The organism is Paenibacillus camerounensis, from assembly GCF_000723885.1.
In the GTDB taxonomy this organism is placed as follows: domain Bacteria; phylum Bacillota; class Bacilli; order Paenibacillales; family Paenibacillaceae; genus Paenibacillus_AQ; species Paenibacillus_AQ camerounensis.
This window is the reverse complement of record NZ_CCDG010000025.1, coordinates 71,816-93,140: the sequence shown is the minus strand read 5'-3', so window position 1 is coordinate 93,140 and position 21,325 is coordinate 71,816. Positions and strand designations below refer to the sequence as shown.

Sequence of the window (21,325 nt, the reverse complement as noted above, 5' to 3'; positions counted from 1 at the left end):
CGGGCTGTATGCAGCCTAACGCAACAAAAAAAAGCCTTCCGCCTAATGATGACGGAGGGCCTTTTTGCGCATTCTATAGCTGTTCTTCGTGTAAGGATCAGATGAAATCCACAAATTCGTTAACCGGCTTGCGGTAGCCGCGCGGTCTGATCTTATGCTTGTTGTCTTTGCCGATTGTGATCATCAGGGCAGGGACAAGGTTATCCGGTGCATTGAGCGTTGCATTCACAGCCTCGGGTACAAAACCGATCATCGGGCACGTATCCCAGCCCTTGTCCTTGGCGATCAGCATGAACTGCATAGCTGACAGGGAGGCGTTACGGATGGCCTCATCGCGCTGGAAGGCATCATTGCCTTCATAGGCATCATTAATGGACTGGATGGTGTTATCGTATTCCTCCTGGCTCATAGCACCGAGCAGCTTAAGGCCGCTGTAAATCTCCGGCGCCTGCAGGTAAGCATTCTTATCACCGTATACGATAATGACGGCTGAAGCAGTATGAACCTTGTACTGGTTGTATGCATCCTTGCGGAGCTGCTCCTTGACTGCCGGATCGGTAATTACCTTGTAGTGGGCATGCTGCAGATTGTTGCTGGAAGGGGCGAGACGGGCAAGCGAGAACATCTCCTCCAGCTCAGCCTTGGAAATAGAAACACCTTCTACGAAATTCATGGCGGATCTGCGGGCTTGGACTAATTCAGAAAAATTGCTCATTATTATGCCTCCATTAGTGTATGTATTGGTTAATAAAAATCAATAACTGATGTTTTATAATAAACTTACATTAAGTTACTTGCTTAAGATAGCATGGTGTTTGAGGATCGTCAATGATTTTAGGCAGTAATTCATAAATTTTTTTATAAAAAAGAAGGAAAAGCGAGAAAACGTCAATAAATAAGTGATTAATATCACAAATTAAGGCTAAATGGGTAAAAACTTTGTGACATAATTAACAATATCGGTGGTATAATAGGCACACTGACTTTGTGAGTTAGAGATGATTAAGCAGATATGTCAACGCGAAGGAGAGGCTAATATGTCTGAAACAATTACACAATCACTGCCTGAACAGGAAGAAACAGCTGCCGCAGCAAAAGTATCCAAGGAGGACTTGCTCGAACAGCTGCTGAAGCCTGAGGTTCAGGAGTCGCTTGCATTACTGGTGGAGGAGCTGCCTAAGCTGACTAAGCTGGCCGGAGTATTAACGAAATCGTTTGATTTTGTCCAGGCGGTTGCAACGGATGATGTGCTGAAGAATGACACTGTAGGTGCGATTAAGGAAATTGCCGAGCCTGTTGTAGGGTCGGTTAAAAACATGGCTGCCACCGTAATTGAAGCTAAGGACCGCGCTGAGGCCAGTACGGACAATATCAGCCTGTTCAGCATGATGAAAATGATCAAGGATCCCCAGGTTCAGAAAATGCTCCGCTTCGTGAACGCCTATCTGGAGGTCAGCGGCGAACGCAGTCCGCAGAAGTAAGTAACCTGTACTTTATTGATTTAGAATGTATACACACGTATGGACGGAGGAAATAGAATGTCAAAACATATTGTTATCCTGGGTGCAGGTTACGGCGGCTTGCTGAGCGCGCTGACTGTGCGTAAATATATGAGCAAAGCTGAAGCAAAAGTTACGGTTGTCAACCAGTATCCGACTCACCAGATTATTACAGAGCTTCACCGTCTGGCAGCCGGAAGCATCTCGGAAAAGGCGATTGCCATGCCGCTGGCGAAGCTGTTTGCCGGTAAAGATATTGATCTGAAGATTGCCAAGGTAAAATCCTTCTCCGTGGACAGCAAGCAGATCAGCCTGTCTGACGGTTCAACCCTTTCTTATGACGCACTTGTTGTCGGACTTGGCAGTACAACGGCTTACTTTGGTATCCCGGGTCTGGAGCAGTACAGCATGGTGCTGAAGTCGGCAGAGGATGCCAAAAATATTCACGCCCACATTGAAAGTAAAATCGCCGCATACGCGCAAAGCAAAAACCCTGCGGATGCAACCATTCTGATCGGCGGCGGCGGACTAACCGGCGTTGAGCTGGTTGGTGAAATTGCCGATGTTCTGCCTAAGCTGACTAAGCGTTATGGCGTAGATCCGAAAGAAATCAAGCTGCTGCTCGTCGAAGCAGGGCCGAAGATTCTGCCTGTATTGCCGGATCACCTGATTCAGCGGGCAACCGCAAGCCTTGAAGCACGCGGGGTACAGTTCCTGACCGGACTGCCTGTAACCAATGTTGAAGGCAACACCGTTGATCTGAAGGATGGTCAAAAGATCGTTGCCAACACCTTTGTATGGACCGGAGGCGTGCAGGGGAATCCGCTGGTCGGGGAATCCGGACTTGAGGTTAACCGCGGCCGTGCTACAGTTAATGATTTCCTGCAGTCCGCTTCGCATAAGGATGTGTTCGTTGCCGGAGACAGCGCCGTTCACTTCGCGCCGGACGGCCGTCCAAATCCGCCGACGGCACAGATTGCCTGGCAGATGGGCGAGCTGATCGGTTACAACCTCTATGCTTTGTTGAATAACAAAGCGATGGAAAGCTTCAGCCCGATTAATTCCGGAACACTTGCCAGCCTTGGCCGCAAGGACGGCGTTGCCATTATCGGCGGCAGCTCGACTCCGCTTAAGGGCCTTCCGGCAACTATGATGAAGGAAGCCAGCAATATCCGCTACCTGACTCATATTAAAGGCCTGTTCAGTCTGGCTTACTAGACGATTATCCCCTCCAATCCTGAAATGAGCCTTATTGAGGCCGGGATAATGGAGGGGATTTTTGCATTTATGGAAAAATCCGCTGTACTATTCGTTGCCCTTTGCTATAATATCCTTGTTTGCATTAATCTGGTTTGTCATAGGAGGATTTATAGTATGGGATTCAAGGATAATGATGTGATCGTATTTATCGGCGACAGCATCACAGACTGCGGACGTAATTATAGTGATGCTGCTTCACTGGGTTGCGGCTATGCCCTGATGGCTGCTGCCAGATTAGGACTGCTGTACCCGGAGAAAAAGCTGACCGTATTTAACCGGGGGATCAACGGCAACAGGATAACGGATTTGCAGCACCGCTGGGACAGTGACTGCCTTGAGCTGAAACCGGACTGGGTATCCATCTATATTGGAATCAATGATACCTGGCGCTGGTATGACTCAGGCTTTGAAACTACGTCAGAGGAATTTGAATCCGCTTACCGTGACCTGATTGAGCGTACACTGGCGGCAACGGATGCTAAGCTCGTTCTGATTGAGCCCTTTGTGCTGCCTGTGCCGGAAGACCGGAAGGGCTGGCGCACAGATCTTGATCCAAAAATTCATGCCGTGCGCTCACTGGCGCGCGAATACGGTGCAGCGCTTGTTCCGTTAGACGGCTTGTTTGCAGCTGCTGCGGTACAGGCGGAGCCTGCATACTGGGCGGGTGACGGTGTACATCCTTCACCTGCCGGGCATGCACTGATTGCTGAAGCCTGGCTTAAAGCAGCCGGCGCTATCTGCTAGCCCAGACAACAGCGTAAGACAGAAGACTGATCCGTACGTGTGTGCGGAACGGTCTTTTTTGAATCTGAGGCATGGCATTATCCTGTCTATATTTCATTCTGCTGCCCCGGACTGTTATAATGGATGGATATATACGGTTATGGAGGATAGGAATTTACTTTCACCGTTGAGCGATCAATATGCAGAAGGAAGTGGACAGATGACCAGCGATAACGCACATGATTTGCAGGGCCTGCAGGCAGCAGGGAAGGTGGTTGGCTATACCATCGCAGAGATGAAGCGCAGTGTGGTTCCGGGTATGACAACGGCAGAGCTGGATAAGATTGGGGAAGAGCTGCTGGAGCGTTTCGGGGCCAGATCGGCACCACGGGTCACCTATGATTTTCCGGGAAGCACCTGTATCAGTATCAATGATGAGGTTGCGCACGGTATTCCCGGCCCCAAGGTGATTCAGCCCGGAGACCTGATTAACATTGATGTATCGGCTGAGCTGAACGGATATTATGCAGATGCCGGGGTTTCTTTTCAGCTGCCCCCTTATAATGAAAAGCTGATTCACCTCTGCCGCAGTACGGAAGAGACCATGATGAGTGTAATTAATCATCTGCGGGCGGGGATGAAGGTCAATGAGATCGGCCGGGTGATGGAGCGCGAAGCCGGCAAACGCGGCTATAAAGTGATCCGTAACCTGTGCAGCCATGGAATCGGCAAAGCGCTGCATGAGAAGCCGTTTGAAATCCTGCCGTTTTATAATCCGCGCGTACAGACGGTGCTTAAGGAAGGCCAGGTCATTACTGTTGAGCCTTTCCTGAGTACCGGAGCGGATTTTGCAGAGCAGCAGAGTGACGGATGGACCTTAAGTGTCGGTGACGGCAGCCGGGTTGCCCAGTTTGAGCATACCATTATCGTGACCAAAGGCAAGCCGATTATCCTCACGAGCGCTTAAGAACTAACAGACAGCAGGAAATCGCGATGTAATCAGGGCTGCACCGGCAATAGTCAGGCAATGGCTGTCCGGGGCAGCTTTTATTATTGCTCGCCGTACTGCTCCAATGTTGTAAAAGCGCGGATCGTTCAAGACTGAAATGTTATCACAGGCGGCGGTGTCTCCACTTCTATTGACCCGGGGTTGTACATGCTGTCACTGCTGGCTGGTGAAGAGGCTATGCTGGAAGTGAAGAAGCAGATTGATTATCCTTATTTCCACAAGGGATCGCGCAGCGGCAGTGAAATTTGCTAGTTAAAGGGGCCTTTATAAATGAGCGGAAAAAAGGATCAATTTGAACCGTTGCAGGAGCTGCTTGACAGCAGCGGGTGCTGGCCGCAGCTTGAGGAATATATGCTGCGCAACAGCGGCCTGCCCGGGCCTAGAGCTAATCTTGCGCTGGCAGCACAGTTTGCCAGGTATTATGCCGAGAAGGAAATTACAGATACAGCATGGTCTTTACTTATACAATGGACCGGAGATCCCGGTGAATACCTCCCGTTCTGTGCCGTTCAAGCCTGTGCTGCCCACTACAGCTACGCAGACAACGAACGCCGCAGCCGGATCGGGGCCATACTCCGAACGGCCATGAACGATCCGAGGTGGAGAGTCCGTGAAGCGGCTGCAATCGGATTACAGTACATAGGGGAGGATGATTTCCGGCTGCTGCAGGAGCTGCTGGACGGCTGGAGGCCCAATGCTTCTGTTTTGGAGCAGCGTGCTTTCCTGGCCGGCCTGGCTCATCCGCCACTGCTCACAACCAGCCGTCAAATGCTGTATTGTCTGGAGCTGGCAGGTGAAATAACGGATGGCATTATTCAAGGGAAGACGCAAGGCTGTGATCCTGAGCATTTCCGCGTATTGTCCAAGGGTCTGGAATATAGTCTCAGCCTATTTGCAGCCGGCGAACCGGAGGCCGGATTCGCCCTGCTGCGCAGGCTGGGAGAGAGCGGCGATGCCAGGATGCTCCGGGTCGTAAAGGAGAATCTGGGCAAGGCGCGGCTCAGTAAAAAATATCCCGAGCAGGTTCAGGAGCTGCTTGCGGGATTGACAATAGTTTAAAATGTAACTATTATAGTTGCATCTATAGCTTTTGTCCGAAGGCCCTAAAGGAGAGATACTCATGAACATCAGCACCCGCTTTGCGGTCGCTATTCATATTTTGACGCTAATTGACAGTAATAAGGATGGAAAAAGCACCTCCGAGTGGATTGCCGGCAGTGTAAATACCAATCCGGTCGTGATCCGGCGGCTTACCGGTATGCTTAACAAGGCAGGGCTGGTGGAGGTCCGTCCCGGTGTAGCCGGTGCCAAGCTTACGCGCAGCGCAGCAGAAATTACCCTTTTGGAAATATACCGTGCTGTGAACGCTGTAGATGAAGATGGCTTATTCTCGGTGCATGATCATCCGAATCCGGAGTGTCCGGTCGGCAAGAACATTGCCGGTGCGATTGTTCCGGTCTTTTCGATGGCGCAGAAAGCGATGGAGAAGGTGCTGCAGGAGGTTACGCTTGATCTGATTGTGGACCAGATTCCCGTCAGTTAATGTAGCAAATATGTGTCTTTTTTAGAATTTTAAGTTAGCTTTCAGCGGGATTTTATCTTATTTTAAGGTTTGGGGAGTATAGTTGAGATCTCCACCCCCCAGTGGATGCATTTTGATAGATCCTGTCGTGCCTCGGCAGGGTCTTTTTGTTTGCTTTTTTAATTGAACTCATTTCATAAAACCTTTATGTGCGGTTCATCCGTTTTTAAGGTTCGGCCGTTATAGTAATCACATGACCCCCTTATAATAGACCTTGGCCCTGCCGGATACCGGCGGGGCTACTTTTTTGCCGGCAGAAGCATTTCTTTACATAATATTCCATACCCTTTAGACTTACATGAAGAGAGCCGCTGTGGCAGGGAGAGAAGAGGCCGGGCATACCGGAAATATGAAATAAGGGAGACAGAATACATATGAAGAATAATGATCTAGCCATGCTTGGCTCAAGTCTGATATTGGGGATTTCCTTTATCATTGGCTGTCTCATTATCAGCAGTGAACGTGCAGAGAGCAGTGATAAGGCCGTACAGGCGGCGGTAGCGCAGACACAGATTGAAGCGGAGGCTCAGTCTGAGCTGCAGGTGAAGATAAAGTCAGAGGGCAAAGAAGTGTTGAATATCCAGGAAGCAGCGCAGCTGCTTGGTCTGGAAGAGGATCAGATCATTAACATTATAAAAGCGGAAAATGCAATCCTCAGTAATAACGGAATCTTTACCGGGCATAGGCTGCCGTTTTTTAAAGTGGATAATGAGTTTAAATTTAGCAGGGCAGAAATGATGGCATGGGTCCACGCTGTAACAGAGCTAAACCGGATCTATAGGGCAGACAAGATTATTAAATAGAGATTGTTAAAGTAATTGACAAACTTATGGAGTGCAACTATAATAAAGTTAGTTAAAATGTAACTGATTAAGTTACAAGTGAATGATAATAATAGCAGAAGCCAAGACTAAGCTGCAATTAAAGGTTCAGCGGAGGCAGCTACTTTCAGGAGGGATTCCATATGACGGCAACAGCGGTATTACACGAGACAACGGAGATTGGTCTAGTAAAGATTAGAGTAAGCAACCTTGAACGCTCGCTTGCCTTTTATCAGAATGTTGTGGGGCTGCAGGTTCTGCGCCGGCATGGCCGGGAGGCGGAAATGACGGCAGACGGGCAGCGGGTACTGCTGAACCTGCGTGAAATTGAACATCCGCAGGTGTTAAGCCGTAAAGGTGCGGGATTATTCCACTTCGCCATTCTGTTGCCCGACCGGCCAAGTCTCGGGCTGGTGCTGCGCAATCTGATTGACTCAGAGATGGAGATCGGGCAAGGCGACCATCTGGTCAGTGAAGCCCTATATATTCAGGACCCGGACAACAACGGGATTGAACTCTACCGTGACCGTCCGCGTGATACCTGGCAGCGGGACTCTGCCGGAGATTACGTGATGACCACTGATCCGGTGGATGTAGACGGACTGCTGGCTGCTTCAGAAGGTCTTACCTGGAAGGGTCTGCCTGCAGGTACAGTGATCGGGCATGTGCATTTTCATGTCGGAGATCTGGCTGAGGCCAAGAAGTTCTATGTGGATGCGCTAGGCTTTGAGCCGACGACCCATTACGGTAATTCAGCGCTGTTTATATCGGCCGGCGGCTACCACCACCATATGGGGCTGAACATCTGGGCAGGCCAAGGTGCGCCTGCAACTCCGGATAATGCTCCGGGCATTGATTATTTCACGCTGGAGCTGCCCGGCGTACATGAGGTTGAAGAAGTTGCACTGCGGGTGAGGGAGGCCGGTTATCCGGTGACGGATACAGCAGACGGGGTTATTTTAACAGACCCGTGGAATGTCGGCATTCACCTGACTGTGCACCATAAGAAGCACTAATAGACCTGGAGGGATAAACGATGAAAATTGCAGTTATAGGAGCAGGCGGCAAGGCCGGAAGCGAGATTGTTAAGGAGGCGCTGGACAGGGGCCATGAGGTTACCGCCATTGTCCGCAGCGCTGCAAAAGTAACAGACAGCCGAGCAGCCGTTTTGGAAAAGGATGTTTTTGAGCTGTCAGGTGCTGATTTGCAGATTTTTGATGCCGTAGTCAATGCTTTCGGCGCGCCGTTCGGCCAGGAGCATCTGCATGTGGATGCCGGAAATGTGCTGATTAATGCGCTTAAGGATGCTAAGGGAACACGGCTGATCGTCGTCGGCGGAGCGGGCAGCCTGTTTGTGGATGAAGCCAAAACAACCAGAGTAGTAGAGACGCCGGGCTTCCCGGACTTCGTTAAGCCGACCGCGCTGAACCAAGGAAAAAATCTTGAAATTCTGCAGGGCACGGAAGGTCTGAAATGGACCTTTGTCAGCCCGTCCGCAAACTTTGCTGTTGGGGCTAGAACCGGTTCCTACACCAAGGGTAAGGATCATCTGCTGGCCAACTCCAAGGGTGAAAGCTATGTCAGCTATGCAGATTACGCTATTGCTATTGTAGATGAGCTCGAACAGCCGCAGCATATCGGGGAACGGTTCACGGTTGTTTCCGAGTCCTGAGCCGCAAGTGAATGGTGACTGATTAATTAGTGTGCAGGAGGCATAGCCGGATGATGCGGCCATGCCTCTTTTTGAGATATAATGAAGGGAAATTGTATGGAATGGAGCTGAGGCAGCTTGGAAACTTTTCTTGCGGTACTGTTAATGCTGGGGCTCATTGCGGCATCCAATGTTGTGAACAGGTTCATTCCTTTTGTGCCGGTTCCCCTGATCCAGATCGGACTTGGCGTTATCGCCGCACTGGTTCCTACGGGGATACATATGCATTTTGAGCCTGAGCTTTTCTTTGTGTTATTCATTGCCCCGCTGCTCTTCAACGACGGCAGGCGGACACCCCGCGGGGAGCTGTGGAATCTGCGGGCGCCGATTCTGCTGCTGGCGCTGGGGCTGGTGTTTGTCACTGTGGTTGTTGCGGGATATGCCATCAATTGGATGATTCCGTCCATTCCGCTGGCGGCGGCTTTTGCGCTGGCGGCGATCCTCTCGCCGACTGATGCGGTCGCGGTAGGCTCGCTGGCCGGAAGAGTGCATCTGCCTGGCAGCATCCACCGGATTCTTGAAGGGGAGTCGCTGATGAATGATGCCTCCGGCCTGGTTGCCTTCAAGTTTGCGATTGCCGCTGCGGTCACCGGTGTATTTTCGCTGCCGAAGGCGGGTCTGAGCTTTGTTATCATTGCTGCCGGAGGGCTGCTGCTGGGGGCGATACTATCTTTTTTGCTGATCCGCCTAAGTGTGTTCCTGCGCCGGTTTGGCATGGAAGATGTTACTATGCACGTTCTGCTGCAGATTCTTACTCCGTTCATTATCTATCTGGTTAGTGAGGAGATCGGGGTCTCCGGCATTCTTGCCGTTGTTGCAGGCGGGGTTGTATATGCGATTGAGAAGGACCGGGCCGCTTCTCCGCAATACAAGCTGCAGCTGGTATCGGCGAGCACCTGGTCAGTCCTGCTGTTTGTACTGAACGGCTTGGTCTTTCTGATTCTTGGGGTGTCGGTGCCGGATGTCGTTGAGGTGATTTACCGGGATGAGTCAATTAACAATTTTATGGTATTCGGGTATGTGCTGGTCATTACCGCCCTTCTGATTGTGCTGCGCTTTGTCTGGGTGTATCTGTATTCCCTGATTGAAAATCTGAGGTTTAAGGACAAGCGGACCCCGCTCAAATCCCTGGTGATTACCTCTGTCTCAGGTGTCCGGGGAGCCGTTACACTGGCCGGTGCGTTCTCTATACCTCTGGCATTGGGAGACGGAACCCCGTTTCCTGAACGCGACTTAATCATTGCGCTTGCGGCCGGTGTTATTCTGATGTCTCTGGTAATTGCAAGTATTCTGCTGCCGCTGCTGGCAGGCAATCCGGAAGAGACGGTTCTGCAGACAGCAGGCGGAGGCAGTACAGAGCTGGCGGCAAGATCGGTGGTCATAGATGCAGGAATGAGCATGCTGCGGAGCCTTGTCACGGAGACAGGGGAACGCGCTAATCAGCCTGCGCTGCTGGAGTTCACCGACAAGATTGACCGTATCTGTGCGCTCAGGCAGGATAATGATCCGGCAGCAGAACGAATGCGCCGCCTGGGCGTCGAAGCGAGGCTGAACGGTCTTGAGGCGGAACGCACCGAGCTAAGGCGGATGACAGAGACCGGAACGATTCCAGCCCCTGTTGCAGTGAAAATGGAGGAAATGCTGGATCATACTGAATCCATCCTGTGCCAGCGGTTTGATACGCATGTGAAGTTCTCGCTGACCGAGCTTCAGCGGCTGTTCTCGGGGCTCTTTACCGGCAGGCTCAGCGGTGAGGACGGCAGGCAGGCGATCCAGAATGCGGAAGAGGCGCGCAAAGCCAAAATTGCTATGTGCCAGGCTGCCGTCAGTGCAGTCACCAGTGGGATCAATGAGGAGAACCGTGCGGCGGCCGAGCGGGTTATCGATAAATATGAACGAATCGAATCAAGGCTGGAGCAGGGGGAAGGCTGGAGCAAAGACGGGATTGTTGACGATCAGAAGCTTGAGCTTAAGCTTAAGGCGATTCAGGAGCAGCGGGATACGGTACAGCAGATGTATCAGACCGGGGCGATCAATCTCAAGATTGCCGGCAGGCTGCGCCGGTTCGTGGATCAGCTGGAAACATCAATCTGGGAGGATTAACTATGGGGGAAAGCGAAACAATCGGGGTTGGCCTGCTTTTTGAGGAGATGACAGAAGAGCATCTGGCCGGTGTGCTGGATATTTATAATTATTACGTGCTAAATACGACCGTCTCATTCCATACGGAGCCTTTGACTCTTGACGAAATGAGACAATCCGTATTAAGCGGCGATCCGCGCTTCAAATCCTATGCCATTATGCAGGCAGGCAGTTTAGCGGGTTATGTCCTGATAACGAGGCATAAGAATAAGCAGGCTTATGATACTTCCGGTGAAATCAGTATTTATCTGAGTCCGGACAGCGGCGGGCGGGGGATTGGCGGGCAGGCATTAATGTTCATAGAGCAAAAAGCGGCTGCCCTCCAATTCCATGCTCTGGTTGCCACCGTCTGTTCAGACAATGAACCCAGCCGCCGTCTGTTCATCAGACACGGCTACGAGCAGAGTGCCCTGTTCAGGCAGATTGGCCGTAAGTTCGGAAGATGGCTGGATATCGCCAGCTACCAGAAAATAATCGTACCGGCAGATCATTCAAACAGCTGATCCTGTCATAGAAAAAGCCGGCTGCGGTAAGGGGGTTCCCTTAACCGCAGCCGGCCTCTTTCTGTATACACTTGCGGCTTATTTACAGACCGCAGCCGTCAGGCCTTTCTCCGGCGGAACATCTGGCCCAGAACCTCACTTAACACAAGACCTGTTGCAATGGCCCCGGATAACAGCAATGCCTGGACGCCGTATTGGATCGCCTGGTTATTGTCATTCTCGACAAATTTGCGCATGGCATCATACGCCAGTCCTCCGGGAACCAGCGGAATGATCCCGCCGACACTGAAGATGATAACCGGCATTTTGTAGGAGCGGGCAAACAGCTGGCTGATCACACCGACCACAACTGTAGCCAGGAAGGTCGCGACTACCGTGTCCAGCTGTTTATCAAGCTCCAAGTAAAGAACCCAGCCCACCATTCCGGCAATCCCGCACTGCAGCAGCGCACGTGCCGGAGCATTGAACAGGATACAGAAGGCGGCGGCGGCAATGAAGCTGGTAACTAATTGCAAAATCATGAACGACAGACCTCTTTCGCACCGTATATTTTAGAAGAGTGACAGCACAAGCCCGATGCCTGTCCCGATAGCAAATGCGGTCAGGAAAGCATCTGCTCCCTTGGACAGGCCGGATACGAGATGGCCGGCCATCAGATCGCGGACTGCGTTGGTAATGAGAAGTCCCGGGACGAGCGGCATGACCGAGCCGATAATAATCTTGTCCATCTCCTGGCCGATTCCTGCCTTGACTGAGAGAAATGCCGTCAGGCCGATCAGAAACGAGGCAGAGAATTCTGCGAAAAAGCGTACCTGGACAAGCCGGTGCAGATACGTTGCAGCTGCGAAGCCCAGCGCGGATACCAGCAGGGCCGGAAGGGCGTCCCAGATGCTGCCCTTGAACATGATTGTGAAGCATGCCCCGGTCAAGGCAGCAGCAGCAATCTGCAGCCAGGCCGGGTAAGCATGAGCGGCATCATCCACTTCCCCCAGGCGCTTACGGGCTTCAGCTGCCGTTAGCTGGCGTTCGCTCAGCCGGCGGGAAATATCATTAACCTCAGACACCTTTTTCAGATCGGTTGTCCGTTCCGCAATCCGGAATAGCTTCACCGGCTCGAGCCGGCTCGTAGTGAACATAATAACGGTCGGGGTCACATAGCTGTGTGCTCCGGGGAACCCGAGCGCTGCCGCCATGCGTGACATGGTGTCCTCCACACGGTAGGTTTCTGCACCGCTTTGAAGCATGATTTTGCCGGCCAAAAGACACACATCAATAATATCATGCGTGGAAGTCATACTGTTGTTGCTTGCACTGTCCAACTTCGTTAGATCCTCCCCTGAAATGTTATATATCCGATTGTCGCTGTAATTCCGCAAAAGATCAACTATTATTCATTTCAAACGCCAGAAAGTTAAAAATTAATTGAAAAAATGAACTAAATATCAACTTTTTACTTTTATCTTACGATATAAAGATGAAGAAAATCAGAAAAGGTTACAGGACTAACCCTTTTTTTGCTTGAACTGAAAGGAGAATTTTATGCCAGGCGCTTTTCCGGAGGATTCCCTGCTTGAACTCTTTATCTTTGAAACGATGCAATCACTGCAGCAGCTGGAGGATTCCGTACTTGCCGGAGAGCAGCAGGATTCGCTTCATCCCGAGGATATCAATCTTATATTCAGGATTATGCATACGATTAAAGGCTCGGCAGCTGTGATGGGATATGTGAACATCTCTGCACTGGCCCATGTAATGGAGGATTTGTTTTTTTATCTGCGGGACCGGCCTGAAGCCGCCTATGACAGCTCTGATCTGTCGGATCTGATGCTGCAGGGCATAGATTTCATTAAGCTGGAGACTGTCAAAATCCGCAGCGGAGATCCGGCAGACGGGGATGCTGCTGCTCTGGCTGAAGAACTGTCAGCTTATCTGCAGCTGCTGAAGATCCGCACGGAGACATCGGAGGAGACGGACCGCCGTCAGCACACGGAAGTGCAACCGGCTAAGGAGGTTAAGACCGGATCAGCGGAGCCCGGGCGCTACAGGGCACTTCTGCGGTTCGAGGAAGCCTGCCAGATGGAGAATATCCGCGCCTTTGCTGTGATTCATCAGCTGGATGAAACGATAAGCTGTACTTTTACTTACCATCCGGATGATATTATTGAGAATCCCGACAGTGCAGATGTAATCCGCAGGGACGGATTTATTATTATGCTGGAAACCGCTGCCAGCGGAGATTCTGTTGCTGATTTCTTACGGAATGCCCCTTATGTCTGTGAACTGGAATTTGACAAGCTCCATACAGCCGGAGACGACGTAATAGAGACTGCTGTTCAGCTGTCCGGTATGGATGCGGAAAGGCTGTCTTTGGCAGATACGCCGCAGGATCATACGGACCGCAAGCCTGCAGGGCCGGCGGTCCGGGATAAGAAGTCCAGAGAAGCCGCCTCACCGCCTGCACAGCAGACTATGATAAATGTGCATGTGTCCAAAATGGATAAGCTGATGGATCTGATCGGTGAACTGGTTATCGCCGAAGCGATGGTAACCCAGAATCCCGATCTGGCAGCCGTGCACGGCCCGCTGGATAATTTCGCCAAGGCTGCCCGGCATTTACGCAAAATATCGGGGGAAATGCAGGATGTGGTTATGTCGCTGCGCATGGTTCCTATCTCAGCCACCTTTCATAAGATGGGCCGGATTGTCAGGGATATGACCCGTAAGCTGGAGAAAGAAGCCAGCCTCGTAATAGTGGGAGAAGAGACAGAGGTCGACAAGCACATTATTGAGCACCTGTCCGATCCTTTAATGCATATCGTCCGTAATGCGCTTGACCACGGTATTGAGCCGCCTGAGGAAAGGCTGGCTGCAGGTAAGCCGCGCAGCGGAACAGTGACGCTGGAAGCCAGGCATTCCGGCGGAGAGGTGATTGTCATGATCCGTGATGACGGAAAGGGGCTGCACCGGGATAAGATTATCCGCCGGGCAGCGGAGAACGGTCTCCTGAGCCGGGATGAACGTGAGCTTAGCGACCGTGAGGTGTACAGGCTGATCTTTCATCCGGGCTTCTCAACAAAGGACAGCATCAGTGAGTTCAGCGGCAGAGGAGTGGGCATGGATGTAGTGGTCAAAGATCTGGAAAAGGTTGGCGGCACTGCAACTATAGATAGTGTGCCGGGTGCCGGCTCGACCGTCACTTTAAGAATTCCGCTTACCCTTGCCATTATTGACGGGATGAATGTCGGTGTAGGCAGTGCAAGGTTCACCTTGCCGACAAATTCCATTGTACGCTCCTTCAAGCCGGAACAGCAGGATCTGCTTACCGACCCGGAAGGGAACGAGTGGATTATGGTGCGCGGCAGCTGTTATCCGGTAATCCGCCTGCATAACCTTACAGCCGCTGCCGTAAGCGCCTCCCCTGTTGAGCAGGGCATTCTGATCATGGTCGAGGATGACGGGCGCAGCCTGTGTCTGCTGGCAGATGAACTGCTGGGACAGCAGCAGGTTGTTGTTAAAGCACTTCCGGACTATATTCTGAACAGTGCGGGAAGCAGGCCTTTTAGCGGATGTACCCTGCTGGGCGACGGCAGCATCAGCCTGATTCTCGATATCATCCGGCTGACGTCTTCCATGAACGCTGTTTCGGGTCAATAACATTCATGAGGTGATCACTTTGTCAGGTAACAATGTACATGAGAACACGCCGGAGGAGGATACACAGAGGGATAAATATCTGGTTTTTTCACTGGGGAGCCAGGACTACGGCATTGAAATTCAATATGTTACAGAAATCATCGGCATTCAGCCGATTGCCGGGATACCGGATCTTCCGGAATATATTAAGGGAATTATCAATCTGCGCGGGACTATGATCCCGGTGATGGATGTCAGGGTGAGGTTCAGGATGGAGCCGCAGCCCTATCATGACCGTACCTGTGTCATTGTCATTAACATCATGGATGAGGTGCTGGGGCTTATTGTTGAGAGTGTGTCTGAAGTACTGACCATTCTGCCGGGAGATACGGTTCCGGCTCCGGACATAACAGCAGGCGGCGGCTTTGTTACACGGATCGGTAAGACGCTGCAGGGAGTGAAGCTGCTGCTGGACTGCGGAAGGCTCCTCCGGGATGCTGAATTGGAAATATCAGGCGGAAGCAGACAGCCAAACGAATAAGGAGTAGATGATGATGAGATGGTTCAATAACATGAAAATCAGCGCAAAACTAATAACTTCGTTCATTATTGTCGCCATAATGGCTGGCATTGTGGGCGTTGTGGGGATTGTAAACCTTAACCGGACTGACCGTAATTATTCGGAATTGTACGTTAATTATGGTATAGGTGTAGCTGATATCGGTAAGGCCGGAATTGAATTTCACAAAATCCGCGCGCTTACGCGGGATGCGCTAATCAATGAGAGCAGCGTGGACAGAGAAGAGATTCTGAATGATATTAACGAGCTGGACATCCAGCTTATGGACAGTCTGAATGCCTTTGAGAAGAGCATTCAGAGCGAAGAGACACAGGTAATCTTTAATGAGCTGAAAGCCGGTATACTTAAGTATGACGAAATTCGTGACCGGGCTATCGCTATGTCTGCCAGCGGACGCAATGAACAGGCGCTTACATTGTTTTATGATAGCACATCTGGAATTGCTGCCAGTGCTAACGAGGCTATCGACAGCTTGTTTGCCAGCAAGGAGACTAACGGCTTAACTAAATCGGCGGCGTACACACAAGCCGCAGGGCGCACCACTATTATCATGATTGTTGTTGTAATTGTTGCTGTGCTGCTCGCTGTGCTGCTCGGCCTGATGATCTCCCGCATCATCAGCAGGCCGGTGGTCAAGCTGGTGCATGCGGCAGACCGAATTGCTGACGGTGACCTGAATGTGGAGATACAAACGGATTCCAGAGATGAAATCGGCCAGCTTGCAGCAGCTTTCAGACGCATGTCTGGCACGCTGAGCGAAGTGATGGGCAGTATCCGCGCCGCTTCCGAGCAGGTTGCTTCCGGAGCCAAGCAGATGTCCGAGTCCAGTATGGCATTGTCCCAGGGGGCAACGGAGCAGGCGAGCTCAATTGAAGAGCTGACAGCATCCATCGAGGAAATCGCTGCACAGACCTCCCGCAATGCACTGAGTGCAGAACAGGTGAACACGCTCGCCCGCGGGACCATGAACAATGCGGTGGACGGCAACGCCCGGATGAAGGAAATGCTGGGGGCTATGGAGCAGATCAATGAATCCTCCGGCAGCATATCAAAGATTATCAAAGTGATCGACGAGATCGCATTCCAGACGAATATTCTGGCACTGAACGCGGCTGTAGAAGCGGCGAGAGCCGGCCAGCATGGTAAAGGGTTCGCGGTTGTTGCCGAGGAAGTCCGCAATCTGGCGGCACGTTCTGCAGGTGCTGCCAAGGAAACTACAGTAATGATAGAGAGCTCCATCAAAAAAGTGGAGGGCGGCACCAGGCTTGCTGCTGCAACTGCTACAGCGCTTGAGCATATTGTCGGAGACGTCTCAAAGGTAGCCGAGATCATTGCTGAGATTACAGCCGCTTCGACAGAGCAGGCAGCCGGTATCAGCCAGATTAATCAAGGGGTAATTCAGCTGTCACAGGTGGTACAGAACAACTCCGCTACTTCGGAGGAGACGGCTGCCGCCAGCGAGCAGCTTGCCGGACAGGCAGAGCTAATGCGTGATCAGGTATCCCGGTTTAAGCTTAAGGAGCAGGGACACTACGCTTATGCCGGGCTCGATGAGCTTAATCCGGAGGTACGGCGCATGCTGGAGCAGATGTCACTGGGCAGACAGGGTTCAGGCAGCGGGGCCGGCCAATGGCCGAAGGAGCATTCCCACGCAGCTCCTGCGTCCATTGCGCTCAGTGATAAAGAATTCGGCAAATACAGCCTATGATTCCAATGACGGACCTTGAGTTTACACAGCTTGCGGAGCTTATCAAGGGCAGGGCAGGGATTCATCTCAAAGCGGAGAAAAGAGCCCTGCTGGCCGCCAGGCTCCAGAAGCTGGTTCAGGATAAGGGGTTGGCAAGCTTCAGTGAATACTATAATCTCCTTCAAGGCAGGAACCATACTTCAGCAGCGGAGCTGACGCAGCTCGTGGACCGGATCAGCACGAATCATACTTTCTTTATGCGGGAGCAAGGACACTTCACTTTTTTCCGCCAGCAGGTGCTTCCAGAGCTGCTGCAGCGGCAGGGGGAGCGTGATCTGCGGATCTGGAGTGCCGGCTGCTCCAGCGGGGAAGAGCCGTATACGCTGGCAATGCTCATTGATGAGGTGTTCAGCGGGAACGGCAGAAGGGGCTGGGATACTCAATTGCTCGCTACGGATATCAGCAATTCTGCACTGGAAGCTGCACGCAGAGGCAGATATAGCGCAGATGCGCTGGGTGCGTTGCCGGAGCGATGGGCCAGGCGTTATTTTGAACCGGAGGAAAAAGGGTATTATACTGTAAAGCCGGCTGTCCGCAGCCAGGTGCTGTTCCGCAGGTTTAATCTTATGGATGAGAAATTTCCGTTCACCCGGCGGTTTCATGCTATATTCTGCCGGAATGTGATGATTTATTTCGATCAGGCTACCCGTATTAGACTGGTGCACAAATTTTATGAGATGACAGAGCCCGGAGGATATTTGTTTATCGGTCATTCAGAATCGCTTGACCGCGAGCGCACGGCATACCGCTATGTAATGCCGGCTGTCTACCGCAAATAACAACAACGGCCGCAGGGAAAGAAGGTTGGCTTTATGAAGAATACCCGGGCTATTCGGGTATTGGTAGTGGATGATTCTATGCTGTTCCGGGAGATTATCTCCCGGGGCATTGCGTCGGATCCGCAGATTGAGGTTGCAGCCCGGGCCGGTGATCCGTTTGAAGCCCGGGACGAGCTGCTGCGTGTACGGCCGGATGTGATGATCTGCGATGTTCAGATGCCGAGAATGAACGGAATTGAATTCATCCGCCGGCTGCTGCCCCAGTATGCTATTCCGGTAATTGTCGTCAGCGGGGTTTCGGAGCTGGTATTTGAAGCGCTAAGCGCCGGTGCGGTTGATTTTGCAGCCAAGCCGAATATCCATTCTGCGGGAAGCGTTCAGCATTTTCTGGAGCAGCTTATTATCAAAATCAAAAATGCCGCACTGGCTAAAATTGTGCCTCCGCTTCCGCAGGTCCAGACTGGCGTTGCCCGCTATGCGGCTAACAAAAGGGATACAGGCGCACAGGTTCCGTTCAAAGAAAGGCTCATTGTCATCGGTGCTTCAACCGGAGGAACAGAAGCCATAGCCAGTGTACTTAACGCATTGCCGGCAGAAATGCCGGGAATTGTTGTTGTGCAGCATATTCCGCCTTTATTCTCGCGGATGTTCTCCGAGCGGCTGAATCTTAGCTCTGCACTGACAGTGAAGGAAGCAGAGAACGGTGAGCTGGTCGTTCCGGGAAAGGTGCTGGTAGCTCCGGGTGATAAGCAGGTTAGCGTACGCAGCCTGGGAGGCCAATACCGGCTTGAATGTACAGCAGGAGAGAAGGTGAACGGCCACTGCCCGTCGGTAGACGTGCTGTTTGCTTCAGCGGCCAAGGCGGCCGGCCCGAAGGCGGTAGGGGTTCTGCTGACCGGAATGGGGTATGACGGGGCAAAAGGGCTGCTTGCGATGCGCCGTAAAGGTGCACACACAATAGGACAGGACGAAGCCTCATCGGTCGTTTACGGAATGCCGAAAGCGGCTTATGAACTCGGTGCTGTAGAGAAACAGGCAGCACTTGCTGCTATTCCCCGGTTACTGCTGGCTATGCTGCAGTAGCCGGTTTTTTTATTTATCAATCGTACATAACCCCGTAGCTACACCTCCGGAGAAGATCGTCAGGATAGAATGGAAAAAGGTTTCTTTGGAGATCAGCACGCCGCCCGCCCCGATAATCAGAATATCGCTCAAAAAAATAATAACCCCTACGTTCAGCGGAATGTAGCGCTTGATAAACTTGGCCAGCAGATCGGTCCCGCCTGTGCTTGCCTTGAAGCGCAGCATCAGACCGAGTCCGGTACCCATAAGAAAGCCGCCGATGATCGCGCTTGAGACGGAGCCGATTTCAATATAATACAAAAAGTAATATTGCAGCGGTCCCAGCAGCTCGATCAGGAAAGATGAGGTAAGCAGCCCAAGAATGCTATTGTAAAAAATGTCCCGTTCCTTCATCCAGGCTAACAGGAAAATAGGCAGACTGCAGCAGATCACAGCCAGTCCGATTTTGATGCCGCTCATATAATTGATAATAAGGGCGATGCCGATGATTCCGCCGTCGAGTATTTTGTAGGGGACGAGAAAAAAGTTAGTTCCGGCTGCGATAAGGAGGCTACCCAGCAGGATAATTGCAAACCGTGACAATGGACGCATATTCAACATCTCCACTTGTAAGGCATGTCTTAATGAATATGCGGTAAACTGGAAAAAAATAGCCGGAATACAAAAAATCCTGCTTGCGCAGGATGAATGGGCGATAAGCCTTATACTTATACGAGCGCCGGCTCCGGCGACTTGAGCTGAAGCGGCGGCGTTACCAGCCAGCCCTTTTTCTTGTTTAACTTAAGTAGTTCTAGTCCCAGCGCAGCCATCTGGTTATGGAATTTCTTATACATGGCGCCAAGATCCTCACGGATTGACATTCCCATAGCCTGGCTGCATGTAACAAGGCCTGCTGCAGTTGAGGTGCTTAAAGCTGCGGCGATTTCCGGGTCGGAAAATCTGGCTCCGGCCGGGATTTCCTCAAGCTTCACCGAGGGTCGGTCAGGCAGTACCGGCGGTGGAGTGAAGCCGTGCAGCTTCAACAGCTTATCGCATTCTTTGATTTCTAGGTACACCTGGTCTATACATTCGTCGATCATCTTTTTCAGGTCACGGTCACCGGCATGATAATGAAATGCCTGATATGCGGACAATGCCATTTTGGCTGAGGCGGAAAACTGCCATAAATCATAAATCTCCCCGTAATGAAGAGGCTCATCCTTCGGATTCCCGTTAAGTACTCCAGACATATCCATATCTCCTTCGAAAAAATATAATTAAAAACATGAAGTTAGATTGTCCGGCAGAACTTATTTTATACGGATACATCCTGAAGCCAAGCCAATAAGACTTGCTGCCCCCTAACGCCCGAATCTGCTTGTACAGGCTTGCTTACCGTGAATACCGCTTGCGGTAACGGAGCGGGGAGATGCCCACCTTGCCGGTGAACCTCCGTGAAAAGTAAGCCGCACTTTCAAAGCCTGCCCGTTCGGCAATTCCGCCCACAGATAATTCTGTCTTCAGCAGCAGCAGCTTGGCCTGCTCCAGCCGGTAATCAGTCAAATATTCCATCGGTGTCAGCCCGTAGACTCGCTTCATGCAGCGGGCAAGGTAATTGTAATGAAAATGAAGCTCCTCCGACAGGAGGGCGTTCGTAAGCGGTTCCGCATAATGATTGCGGATATAAGCCTCCGTCTGCTCAGCGATCTCGACGGCATGGCTGCCGGCAGTATCCTGCTGAACCAGATCCATCATCCGCAGCATTTCCTCGAATATCCGCTGCTGCTGCCATACCGCTCCTGAGCGCCGGACGCGGTTCAGCTGAAGCAGCAGCTCAGCCTGGCCGCTGCGCTCAAACGGGTCCGGCAGCGGACCAAACTGCGGCACCCTAATGGTATAAGGATAGGTTAGAAACTGCCGGAAGTGGGCATCCCGGTCAGCATATACAGCCTCACCCTGCGCTTCGGCCCACTCCCCTACCGTGTGAAAATGAACCCATATAAAGGAGGTTGTCACCTCGCAGGGCCTAGCCGGGTAATGATACCGGTCAGGCAGCAGCAGCAGGCTGTGACCGGCAGGCACGGCCCACTGCTTATGCTCCTCTCCGAGATAAAGGCAGCCCTGTTCAACGAGAATCAGATCAAACTTGCCCATCGCTTTGCGGCTGGGATGCTGGTCTCCGGGCTGGTAGACGGTACGGTCACATTCCAGAAAGTAAGGGAAGGGCGGCGCGGCCAAGTGAATATATGAAGGTGAAAAAGTCATCCTCAGGCT

Annotated in this window: 22 protein-coding genes; 16 read left to right on the top strand and 6 right to left on the bottom strand. The window is 51.8% G+C overall.

Annotation, left to right across the window (positions count from 1 at the left end):
- Positions 1 to 97: 97 nt before the first annotated feature.
- Positions 98 to 715 carry a nitroreductase family protein gene (locus BN3772_RS11100; RefSeq protein ID WP_042199438.1) on the bottom strand — a complete coding sequence of 206 codons (618 nt, stop codon included), beginning with the start codon at positions 713 to 715 and terminating at the stop codon, positions 98 to 100.
- 322 nt (positions 716 to 1,037) lie between these two features.
- On the opposite strand from BN3772_RS11100, the gene BN3772_RS11095 reads away from it, so the two are divergent.
- The 11 genes from BN3772_RS11095 to BN3772_RS11040 all read left to right on the top strand — a co-directional run bounded on the left by BN3772_RS11095 (position 1,038) and on the right by BN3772_RS11040 (position 11,250).
- On the top strand, positions 1,038 to 1,481 hold the full coding sequence (locus BN3772_RS11095; RefSeq protein WP_042199436.1) for a helical membrane plugin domain-containing protein: 444 nt from the start codon (positions 1,038 to 1,040) through the stop codon (positions 1,479 to 1,481).
- Between the two features lie 57 nt (positions 1,482 to 1,538).
- Positions 1,539 to 2,717, top strand: a complete 1,179-nt coding sequence (locus BN3772_RS11090; protein ID WP_042199435.1) for an NAD(P)/FAD-dependent oxidoreductase — start codon at positions 1,539 to 1,541, stop codon at positions 2,715 to 2,717.
- A gap of 156 nt (positions 2,718 to 2,873) precedes the next feature.
- Entirely contained in the window at positions 2,874 to 3,503 is a 630-nt protein-coding gene (locus tag BN3772_RS11085) for an SGNH/GDSL hydrolase family protein (protein WP_042199434.1), read from the top strand.
- Between the two features lie 199 nt (positions 3,504 to 3,702).
- Complete coding sequence (gene map / locus BN3772_RS11080) at positions 3,703 to 4,449, top strand: type I methionyl aminopeptidase (protein ID WP_042199433.1); 747 nt, start codon at positions 3,703 to 3,705, stop codon at positions 4,447 to 4,449.
- Between the two features lie 312 nt (positions 4,450 to 4,761).
- Positions 4,762 to 5,550: a hypothetical protein gene (locus BN3772_RS11070; protein WP_042199432.1), complete on the top strand. Its 789-nt coding sequence runs from the start codon at positions 4,762 to 4,764 to the stop codon at positions 5,548 to 5,550.
- A 61-nt stretch (positions 5,551 to 5,611) separates the two neighbouring features.
- Entirely contained in the window at positions 5,612 to 6,034 is a 423-nt protein-coding gene (locus tag BN3772_RS11065) for an Rrf2 family transcriptional regulator (protein ID WP_042199430.1), read from the top strand.
- A gap of 413 nt (positions 6,035 to 6,447) precedes the next feature.
- Positions 6,448 to 6,876, top strand: coding sequence for a MerR family transcriptional regulator (locus BN3772_RS11060; protein ID WP_042199428.1), 429 nt, complete (start codon positions 6,448 to 6,450; stop codon positions 6,874 to 6,876).
- A 161-nt stretch (positions 6,877 to 7,037) separates the two neighbouring features.
- Positions 7,038 to 7,910, top strand: coding sequence for a VOC family protein (locus BN3772_RS11055; protein ID WP_042199427.1), 873 nt, complete (start codon positions 7,038 to 7,040; stop codon positions 7,908 to 7,910).
- Positions 7,911 to 7,930: 20 nt separating this feature from the next.
- Entirely contained in the window at positions 7,931 to 8,566 is a 636-nt protein-coding gene (locus tag BN3772_RS11050; RefSeq protein WP_042199425.1) for an NAD(P)-dependent oxidoreductase, read from the top strand.
- Positions 8,567 to 8,683: 117 nt separating this feature from the next.
- Positions 8,684 to 10,708, top strand: coding sequence for a Na+/H+ antiporter (locus tag BN3772_RS11045; protein WP_042199424.1), 2,025 nt, complete (start codon positions 8,684 to 8,686; stop codon positions 10,706 to 10,708).
- A 2-nt stretch (positions 10,709 to 10,710) separates the two neighbouring features.
- Positions 10,711 to 11,250 (top strand): GNAT family N-acetyltransferase, encoded by a 540-nt coding sequence (locus BN3772_RS11040; RefSeq protein WP_042199423.1) that lies wholly within the window; start codon positions 10,711 to 10,713, stop codon positions 11,248 to 11,250.
- Between the two features lie 98 nt (positions 11,251 to 11,348).
- Here BN3772_RS11040 and BN3772_RS11035 read toward each other — a convergent pair whose 3' ends face one another.
- Complete coding sequence (locus tag BN3772_RS11035; RefSeq protein ID WP_042199422.1) at positions 11,349 to 11,771, bottom strand: threonine/serine exporter family protein; 423 nt, start codon at positions 11,769 to 11,771, stop codon at positions 11,349 to 11,351.
- 30 nt (positions 11,772 to 11,801) lie between these two features.
- Positions 11,802 to 12,545, bottom strand: coding sequence for a threonine/serine exporter family protein (locus BN3772_RS11030; RefSeq protein WP_042182577.1), 744 nt, complete (start codon positions 12,543 to 12,545; stop codon positions 11,802 to 11,804).
- Positions 12,546 to 12,789: 244 nt separating this feature from the next.
- Between BN3772_RS11030 and BN3772_RS11025 the strand changes: the two genes are divergently transcribed.
- The 5 genes from BN3772_RS11025 to BN3772_RS11005 are packed head-to-tail and all read left to right on the top strand — an operon-like array spanning position 12,790 to position 19,072.
- The gene (locus BN3772_RS11025; protein ID WP_042199421.1) at positions 12,790 to 14,904 is read left to right on the top strand and encodes a chemotaxis protein CheA; all 2,115 of its coding nucleotides are present in this window, start codon (positions 12,790 to 12,792) and stop codon (positions 14,902 to 14,904) included.
- Between the two features lie 19 nt (positions 14,905 to 14,923).
- A complete protein-coding gene (locus BN3772_RS11020) occupies positions 14,924 to 15,424 on the top strand; it encodes a chemotaxis protein CheW (RefSeq protein WP_042199420.1) in 501 nt (166 codons plus the stop codon).
- Positions 15,425 to 15,437: 13 nt separating this feature from the next.
- The gene (locus tag BN3772_RS11015) at positions 15,438 to 17,171 is read left to right on the top strand and encodes a methyl-accepting chemotaxis protein (protein ID WP_042199419.1); all 1,734 of its coding nucleotides are present in this window, start codon (positions 15,438 to 15,440) and stop codon (positions 17,169 to 17,171) included.
- The gene (locus BN3772_RS11010; protein WP_042199417.1) at positions 17,168 to 17,989 is read left to right on the top strand and encodes a CheR family methyltransferase; all 822 of its coding nucleotides are present in this window, start codon (positions 17,168 to 17,170) and stop codon (positions 17,987 to 17,989) included. Before BN3772_RS11015 ends, BN3772_RS11010 begins: the two co-directional genes overlap by 4 nt.
- A gap of 33 nt (positions 17,990 to 18,022) precedes the next feature.
- Positions 18,023 to 19,072 (top strand): protein-glutamate methylesterase/protein-glutamine glutaminase, encoded by a 1,050-nt coding sequence (locus BN3772_RS11005; protein ID WP_042199415.1) that lies wholly within the window; start codon positions 18,023 to 18,025, stop codon positions 19,070 to 19,072.
- A 9-nt stretch (positions 19,073 to 19,081) separates the two neighbouring features.
- Here BN3772_RS11005 and BN3772_RS11000 read toward each other — a convergent pair whose 3' ends face one another.
- From BN3772_RS11000 to BN3772_RS10990, 3 genes are all read right to left on the bottom strand, one after another.
- Positions 19,082 to 19,663, bottom strand: a complete 582-nt coding sequence (locus BN3772_RS11000) for a YitT family protein (RefSeq protein WP_244444717.1) — start codon at positions 19,661 to 19,663, stop codon at positions 19,082 to 19,084.
- A gap of 116 nt (positions 19,664 to 19,779) precedes the next feature.
- Complete coding sequence (locus tag BN3772_RS10995; RefSeq protein ID WP_042199411.1) at positions 19,780 to 20,301, bottom strand: DUF3231 family protein; 522 nt, start codon at positions 20,299 to 20,301, stop codon at positions 19,780 to 19,782.
- A gap of 142 nt (positions 20,302 to 20,443) precedes the next feature.
- A complete protein-coding gene (locus BN3772_RS10990; protein WP_042199409.1) occupies positions 20,444 to 21,316 on the bottom strand; it encodes a helix-turn-helix transcriptional regulator in 873 nt (290 codons plus the stop codon).
- Positions 21,317 to 21,325 lie beyond the last annotated feature (9 nt).